Origin of the sequence: Xanthomonas arboricola pv. guizotiae (assembly GCF_002940205.1) — a bacterium.
GTDB lineage: Bacteria > Pseudomonadota > Gammaproteobacteria > Xanthomonadales > Xanthomonadaceae > Xanthomonas > Xanthomonas arboricola_C.
Genome location: NZ_MDSK01000029.1, coordinates 60,910 through 67,783, shown reverse-complemented (window position 1 = coordinate 67,783; position 6,874 = coordinate 60,910). Strand labels below are relative to the sequence as shown.

At 66.4% G+C, this 6,874-nt stretch carries 8 protein-coding genes; 1 reads left to right on the top strand and 7 read right to left on the bottom strand.

Going from position 1 to position 6,874, the window contains the following annotated elements; translation table 11 throughout:
• Positions 1-148: 148 nt before the first annotated feature.
• Positions 149-667, top strand: a complete 519-nt coding sequence (locus tag XarbCFBP7408_RS16580; RefSeq protein WP_258072163.1) for a hypothetical protein — start codon at positions 149-151, stop codon at positions 665-667.
• A gap of 70 nt (positions 668-737) precedes the next feature.
• Here the strand turns inward: XarbCFBP7408_RS16580 and XarbCFBP7408_RS16575 are convergent, their stop codons facing one another.
• From XarbCFBP7408_RS16575 to XarbCFBP7408_RS16545, 7 genes are all read right to left on the bottom strand, one after another.
• Complete coding sequence (locus XarbCFBP7408_RS16575; RefSeq protein ID WP_104563887.1) at positions 738-1,982, bottom strand: glutamate-5-semialdehyde dehydrogenase; 1,245 nt, start codon at positions 1,980-1,982, stop codon at positions 738-740.
• A 130-nt stretch (positions 1,983-2,112) separates the two neighbouring features.
• The gene (gene proB, locus XarbCFBP7408_RS16570) at positions 2,113-3,267 is read right to left on the bottom strand and encodes a glutamate 5-kinase (protein ID WP_104563886.1); all 1,155 of its coding nucleotides are present in this window, start codon (positions 3,265-3,267) and stop codon (positions 2,113-2,115) included.
• 13 nt (positions 3,268-3,280) lie between these two features.
• A complete protein-coding gene (locus XarbCFBP7408_RS16565; protein WP_104563885.1) occupies positions 3,281-3,541 on the bottom strand; it encodes a YciI family protein in 261 nt (86 codons plus the stop codon).
• Positions 3,541-3,894 carry a cupin domain-containing protein gene (locus XarbCFBP7408_RS16560; protein WP_181107030.1) on the bottom strand — a complete coding sequence of 118 codons (354 nt, stop codon included), beginning with the start codon at positions 3,892-3,894 and terminating at the stop codon, positions 3,541-3,543. Before XarbCFBP7408_RS16560 ends, XarbCFBP7408_RS16565 begins: the two co-directional genes overlap by 1 nt.
• Complete coding sequence (locus XarbCFBP7408_RS16555; protein ID WP_104563884.1) at positions 3,894-5,189, bottom strand: argininosuccinate lyase; 1,296 nt, start codon at positions 5,187-5,189, stop codon at positions 3,894-3,896. Before XarbCFBP7408_RS16555 ends, XarbCFBP7408_RS16560 begins: the two co-directional genes overlap by 1 nt.
• A gap of 123 nt (positions 5,190-5,312) precedes the next feature.
• Positions 5,313-6,263: an N-acetyl-gamma-glutamyl-phosphate reductase gene (gene argC, locus XarbCFBP7408_RS16550; RefSeq protein WP_104563883.1), complete on the bottom strand. Its 951-nt coding sequence runs from the start codon at positions 6,261-6,263 to the stop codon at positions 5,313-5,315.
• On the bottom strand, positions 6,260-6,871 hold the full coding sequence (locus XarbCFBP7408_RS16545) for a GNAT family N-acetyltransferase (protein WP_104563892.1): 612 nt from the start codon (positions 6,869-6,871) through the stop codon (positions 6,260-6,262). Before XarbCFBP7408_RS16545 ends, argC begins: the two co-directional genes overlap by 4 nt.
• Positions 6,872-6,874 lie beyond the last annotated feature (3 nt).

The following is a 6,874-nucleotide window of genomic DNA, read 5'->3' as shown; positions in this document are numbered from 1 at the left end:
TGCTCGCTGAAGACGTCTACGCCACGCATGGTAGTGGGGGATGTTCCGACTCAAGTAGTCTACGAGCTGAGAGGTATTTCAGCAGCCTGTTAGGGCTGTCAGCGAGGTCATGCAGTCCGTCAGGGCCGAGTACTACAAAGCGCCCCGCTTGAAATCCAGCAACAAAAAGAGAAACGCTGGCTTTGAGGAGGCCGTTCGAATCCACAATGCGACTGCAGAGATCGCCCGGATGCGACAGCAGGTGGATAACCTGGAAGAGGATGTGGTGTCGGCGGCCATGCATGGGAACGCGCACAACTGCGGTGAGCTGGCTACCCTGGCCGTCCACTATTTGCAGCAAGATCACAACCAGATCGCACGCCTTGCTTTCTTCAATGGAACAGCTTTCTTCAATGGAACAGCGCACACCACCGCGATCGTCGGCCCAGTGCCGCGCGCAGGCACCTTGCCTTCGGACATGACAGATTGGGACGCGGACATTTATGTCTGCGACCCCTGGTGCAATATTGCCTGCAGGGCAAACGACTATCCCGCCGAATTCAAAGAAAAGATGGAAAAGTGGGACCGCGCCGGGAAACAGGTGTGGCTGTCAGGAACTGGCTTCGTTTCCCCAACAAGCGATGAATGGATGAGCACGGTGCTTGGAGGAGAAAAGCGGGCCACGTGATCGAGTCGATGTCGGCCAGTGGCGCTGCAATGCACAGCGCCACAGGACTGAGCCGGCAACGCATGCCACTTCAATGGCGTACCTGGCCCTCGCCACGCACCACGAAGCGCTCCACGGTGAGCGCTTCCAGGCCCATCGGGCCGTAGGAATGCAGGCGCGTGGTGGAGATGCCGATCTCCGCACCCAGGCCGAGCTCGCCGCCGTCGGAGAAGCGCGAGGACGCGTTGACCATCACCACGGCCGAGCGCAGCGACTGCACGAACTGCTCGGCATTGGCGGCGTCCCGGGTGGCGATCACCTCGGTGTGGTCCGAGCCGTACTGGCGGATATGCGCCAGCGCGGTGTCCAGATCCGGCACCACGCGGATGGCCAGGATCAGGTCGAGAAATTCGGCGGCGTAGTCCTCGTCGCTGGCTGCGCCAATATCCGGCAACAGTGCGCGCGTTGCCGCATCGCCACGCAGCTCCACGTGACGTTCGCGCAGGGCTTGCGCGGCCAGCGGCAGGAAGCGCGCGGCGATATCGGCATGCACCAGCAAGGTCTCCAGCGCATTGCAGGCCGACGGCCGGCTGGCCTTGCCATCCACCAACAGACGCACGGCCAGATCCACGTCCGCCGACGCATCTACGAACAGATGGCATACGCCCTTGTAGTGCTTGATCACCGGCACGCGCGCATGCTCGGCGACGAAGCGGATCAGTCCTTCGCCACCACGCGGAATCGCCAGATCGACGATATCGCTGAGTTGCAGCAGCTCCAGCATGGTCTCGCGGCGCAGATCCTCCACCAGCGTCAGCGCCGCTTCCGGCACGCCGGCCTCGCGCAAGGCGCGCTGCAGGGCGCGCGCAATCGCGGTATTGGAGTGGATCGCTTCCGAGCCGCCACGCAGGATCACGCCGTTGCCGGCCTTGATGCACAGCGCCGCCGCATCGGCAGTCACATTCGGGCGTGCTTCGTAGATCATCGCAATCACCCCCAGCGGCACGCGCACCTTCTGCACGACGATGCCATTGGGGCGAACATCCTCGCGCGTGACCTGCCCGACCGGATCGGGCAATTGCGCAACCTCGCGCAAGGCTGCGGCGATGCCGGCCAGACGCCTGTCGTCCAGTGCCAGCCGGTCGAGCATGGCCGTGCCGGTGCCCTTGGCGCGGGCGGCTTCAAGATCGCGCGCGTTGGCGGCAAGGATCGATGCGGCATCGGCTTCCAGCGCGGCAGCCATCGCCTCCAACAACGCCTGTTTGGCCTGCGCGGACAGTTGCGACAGCACTTGCGCCGCATCACGGCATTGCAGGGCGAGGGATTTGATGGTCATTGTGGAATCGGGAGTGGGGAATCGGGAATGGTAAAAGCACGCGCCATCACTTTACTGCGACAGAATCGGCAGCGGGAAAGTTGGCTGGAAACGCTCTTGCGATTCCCCATTCCCGATTCTCGATTCCCCGCTACAAAAGCACCAGATCATCGCGATGCACCACGTTCTCGCCGTAGCTATACCCGAGCACGCTATCGATCTCGCGCGAGTGGCGGCGGGCGATGCGGCTGATATCCACCGCCGAATACTGGCTCACGCCGCGTGCCAGGCAGCGCTCGCCGGCGTCGTCGCGCAGGCGGATCTCCACCATGTCGCCACGCCGGAAGTCGCCGTGCGCGCCGGCCACCCCGCCCGGCAGCAGCGAGGCGCCCTTGTCGGTCAGCGCGGCGGCGGCACCGGCATCGATCAGGATTGCGCCCGCCTCCACCGGTGCGTGGCGCAGCCAGTACTTGCGGGCGGCAATGCGCGTACGCGCGGCATGGATCCGCGTGCCATGCAGGCGATCCTGCGCCAGGGCGCGCACCACATCGCCATTGCGGCCGTTGAACAGATAGGTTTCGATGCCGGCCGCACCGGCCTTGGCGGCGGCCTCCAGCTTGGTGCGCATGCCGCCGGTGCCCACGCTGCTGCCGCTGCCGCCGGCCATCGCCAGCACCTCGGCAGTGAGCTCGGCCACCTCGTCGAGCGGCCGCGCCAGCGGATTGCTGCGCGGGTCGGCGCTGTACAGCCCGTCGATATCGGTGGCGATGAACAAGGCATCGGCATCGACCAGGGCGGCGACGATCGCGGCCAGGTTGTCGTTGTCGCCCAGCTTGAGCTCGTCCACCGACACGGTGTCGTTTTCGTTGATCACCGGCAACGCGCCCAGCCGCAACAACTCGCCCAGGGTGGCGCGTGCGTTGAGATAGCGGCGGCGGTTACGCAGGTCGTCGTGGGTGAGCAACACCTGCGCCACCGGGCGCTCGAAGAAGCGCTGCCAGAGCGCGATCAACTGCGCCTGCCCCAGCGCAGCCAGCGCCTGGCGCGCGGCGATCGGTGCGCCGGCCTCGGCAGCCTTCGGCAGGATCGCCCGGCCGGCCGCCACCGCGCCCGACGACACGATCACCAGCTCGCGCCCGGCGGCCAGATTGGCCGAGACGAATTGCGCCAGGCCCAATGCGAACCGTGGCGACAAGCCACCGCCATCGGCGGCCAGCAGGCTGCTGCCGACCTTGAGCACTGCGCGTCGCCACGGCGGCAGCGCCTGCTCGGTAAATGACGCAGCAGTGGCGATGGGCGTGCTCATGGCGACGATCTGCTCAGTGCGTGTTCCACTCATGGACGGTCAGCGTGGAGGCATCGCGCAGTACCAGCGGATCGCGTGCCACGATCTGCTGCGCCTGCTGCAGGCTGTCCACGTTGACCAGCACGTAGGCGCCACCACTGCCATCGCTGAAGCCGCCGGTCAGCTCCAGCTGCCCGGCCGCCCGCAGCGTATCGAGAAATGCACGATGCGGCTGCACCACATCGGCCGGGAAATCCGGCTTGCGCATCGCCACTACCAGATAGCGCGTCGCCATCAGCCGGCCTCCTTGTCGGGTGTTGCCGCGCTACGACCGAACGGGGTGGAAATCACCAGAAAGCGCGCTTCCACCCCGGACAGGTTGTGCATCTGATGGGTGGAACCGGGCGGCACATGCAGGCCCTGCCCGACGCCGAGCACATGCTGCTCGCCATCCAGCTGCAGCATCACCTCGCCGGCCAGCACATAGAAGAAATGCCGTGCGCGGCTATGCCGGTGACGCAGCTCGGCCGCGCCGGGCGGCATGTGCTCTTCGAGCACGCTCAGGTTGGGGTCGCGCAACAGGTGCCAGCCGTCGCTGGCTTCGCCCCAGGGGTAATGCTCGGCGGTGTCGGTGCTGATCACGGCCATCAGACCAGCGCCTGCCAACGGGCACGCAACACATCCAGCTGCAGATCTGCGGCGGCGCCTGGCGAGACGCGGGCGGCCAGGCTGCCTTCCGGCGTGCGCCCCTGCCCTGCGGTGTCGGCCGATTCCGCGGCCGCCTTGTAGGCCTCGCGGAACGGCACGCCGGCAAGCGCCGCTTCCACCGCGACGTCGGTGGCGTACATGCCCGAATCGATCGCCGCACGCAGCTTGTCCGGGCGCCATTCCAGGTTGGCCAGCAGGGCCGGCAGCAGTTCCAGCGCCGCCAGGCCGCGTCCGAAGCCGTGCACGATGGCGCCCTTGCTGCTCTGCAGGTCGCGGTGATAGCCCGACGGCAGCGACAGCAGCTGTTCGATCTCGGTCCGCGCGGCGGCCACGCTGGCGTGGGTGGCGCGCATCAGTTCGATCACGTCGGGGTTGCGCTTGTTCGGCATGATCGAGCTGCCGGTGGTGTATTGCGCCGGCAGCGCGACGAAGGCGAACTCGCCGCTGGTGAACAACGACAGATCCCAGGCGATCCGGCGCAGGTCCAGCGTTGCGCTGCCAAGCGCCTCGAGCGCGGCCAGTTCGTACTTGCCACGCGAGAGCTGCGCATAGATCGGCGACACCTGCAGGCGTGCAAAGCCCAGCTCGGCGGTGGTATGCGTACGGTCCAGCGGCAGGTTGACGCCGTAGCCGGCGGCGGTGCCGAGCGGATTGCTGTCCACCAGGCGCAAGGTATCGGCCGCACGCACCGCGTCGTCGATGAAGGCCTCGGCCCAGCCCGCCCACCACATGCCGGCCGAGGACACCACCGCACGCTGGATATGCGTATAGCCCGGCACCGGCAGCGCGGCTTCTGCCTGCGCGCGGTCCAGCGCCACCTTGGCGATCTCCGCGCCAAGCTCGGCCACGCGTTGCAGCTTGTCCTTCAACCACAGGCGGGTGGCGACCAGGATCTGGTCGTTACGGCTGCGCCCGGTGTGGATCTTGCGGCCGGCATCGCCCAGCCGCTCGGTCAGGCGCGCCTCGATCGCCGAGTGGCAATCCTCGTAGCGCTCGTCCAGCACGAACGCGCCACTGCGGAAATCGGCCGCCAGCAGGTCGAGCTGTTCGCTCAGTCCGCCCAGCTCCTGCAGCGACAGGATGCCGATGTGCTGCAGTCCCTGCGCATGCGCCTTGCTGGCAGCGATGTCGTACAGGAAGAACTCGCGGTCCAGGATGACGTCGTCGCCGGCCAGGAAGCTCTGGATCTTGGCGTCCACCGCCACGCCGGGTTTTTGCCACAACAGATTGGTCATCGGAAAGCGTCTCGAGTAAGTCGTCCAGTTAAATCACCGCACATGGAGGTGCGGTTTTCTGCGAGGGACTCGCATCGTTGAATCCCTGCACAGGGATGTGCAGGCTCTTGCGAGGGACTCGCATCAATCAATCGCGGTCAATTCGTCCCAGCCCAACGCCAGGTTGAGATTCTGCATCGCCTGCGTCGCCGCGCCCTTGAGCAGGTTGTCCAGCGTCGCCACCACCACCACGCGCTTGTTGCCCGGCGCCAGCGTCACGCCACCGATCTGCACGCCATGCCTGCCGGCGATGCGGCTGACCCACGGCGCCTCATCGACGATCTCGATCAACGGCTCGTCGGCGTAACGCTGCGTGTAGCAGGCCTGGATCTGCTCGCGCGTCAGCGCTTGCTGCAGCCACAGGTTGACGGTCATGGTGATGCCACGGAAATGCGGCGCCACATGCGGCATGAACTCCACCGGCACGCCGAGCTGCGCAGAGACTTCGCGCTCGTGCATGTGGTTGGTCAGCGCATACGGCATCAGGTTATCGGCCAGCAACTCGGGGTTGTTCTTGTCCGACGGCGTGGTGCCCGCGCCGGAATACCCGGACACGCCGAAGCACTGCGGCGGGCCGGCCAGTTGGTCGAGCAAGGGCGCGATCGTCAGCTGCATCGCGGTGGCATAGCAGCCCGGATTGCTGATGCGTCGCTGCCCGGCGTAGCTGCCGCGCGTCAGTTCCGGCAACCCGTAATACCAGGCCGGATCGAAGCGGTAATCGGCCGACAGATCGATCAGCAACGTCTGCGGACTGGCCGCATCGATCGCCGCGACGAAGGGCTCGGCCTTGCCGTTGGGCAATGCCAGGATCACCACGTCGGCGGCCCTGGCGGCCACCGCATCGGCATCCAGGCTCTCGTAGCGCAGCTCACCGCGATACGCCGCGTTGTGCTCGGCCACCGGTTGCCCGGCCAGCTCGCGCGAGGACACGAACAGCAGCTGCAGATGCGGGTGTGCCGCCACCAGCTTGATCAATTCCGATCCGGTATGCCCGCGGGCCCCGACGATGCCGATGGTGGTTGTTTGAACAGTCATGCGTTTGCTTCCAGGCGGAACTGCAGGTGGCGTTTGACCCCGGCCCATTCCGTATCGATGATGGAGAACACCACGGTGTCGCGCGGCGTGCCGTCAGGGTGACGGGTGTGATTGCGCAGCACGCCGTCCTGCTTTGCACCAAGCCGCGCAATCGCCGCGCGCGAGGTGTGATTGAACCAGCTGGTCTCGAACACCACGCTCAGGCAGCCCAGCGTCTCGAAGGCGTGCTGCAGCAGCATCCGCTTGGTGTCGGTATTGACGCCGCTGCGCTGCACGCGCGGCGCGTACCAGGTGTAGCCGATCGACAGCCTGGGCACTGTCGCATCCAGCCCGTAATAGCGTGTGCAGCCGACGACCTCGCCGGCCGCATCGCGTACCACGTAAGGCAGCACCCGCCCGTCGGCTTGCGCATCCAAGGCCGCGCCCACGTAGTCGTCCACCTGCGCCGGTGCCGGCACGCCGGTGTACCACAGCCGCGACAAGGCCCCATCGGCCAGCGCAGCGCGCAGACCATCGGCATGCGCAGCCTGCAACGGTTCCAGTGTTGCGTGTTGCCCGCGCAGCGTGGGCAGCTCGCGCCAAAGCGATGGCAATGCGACGGGCGCCATCGT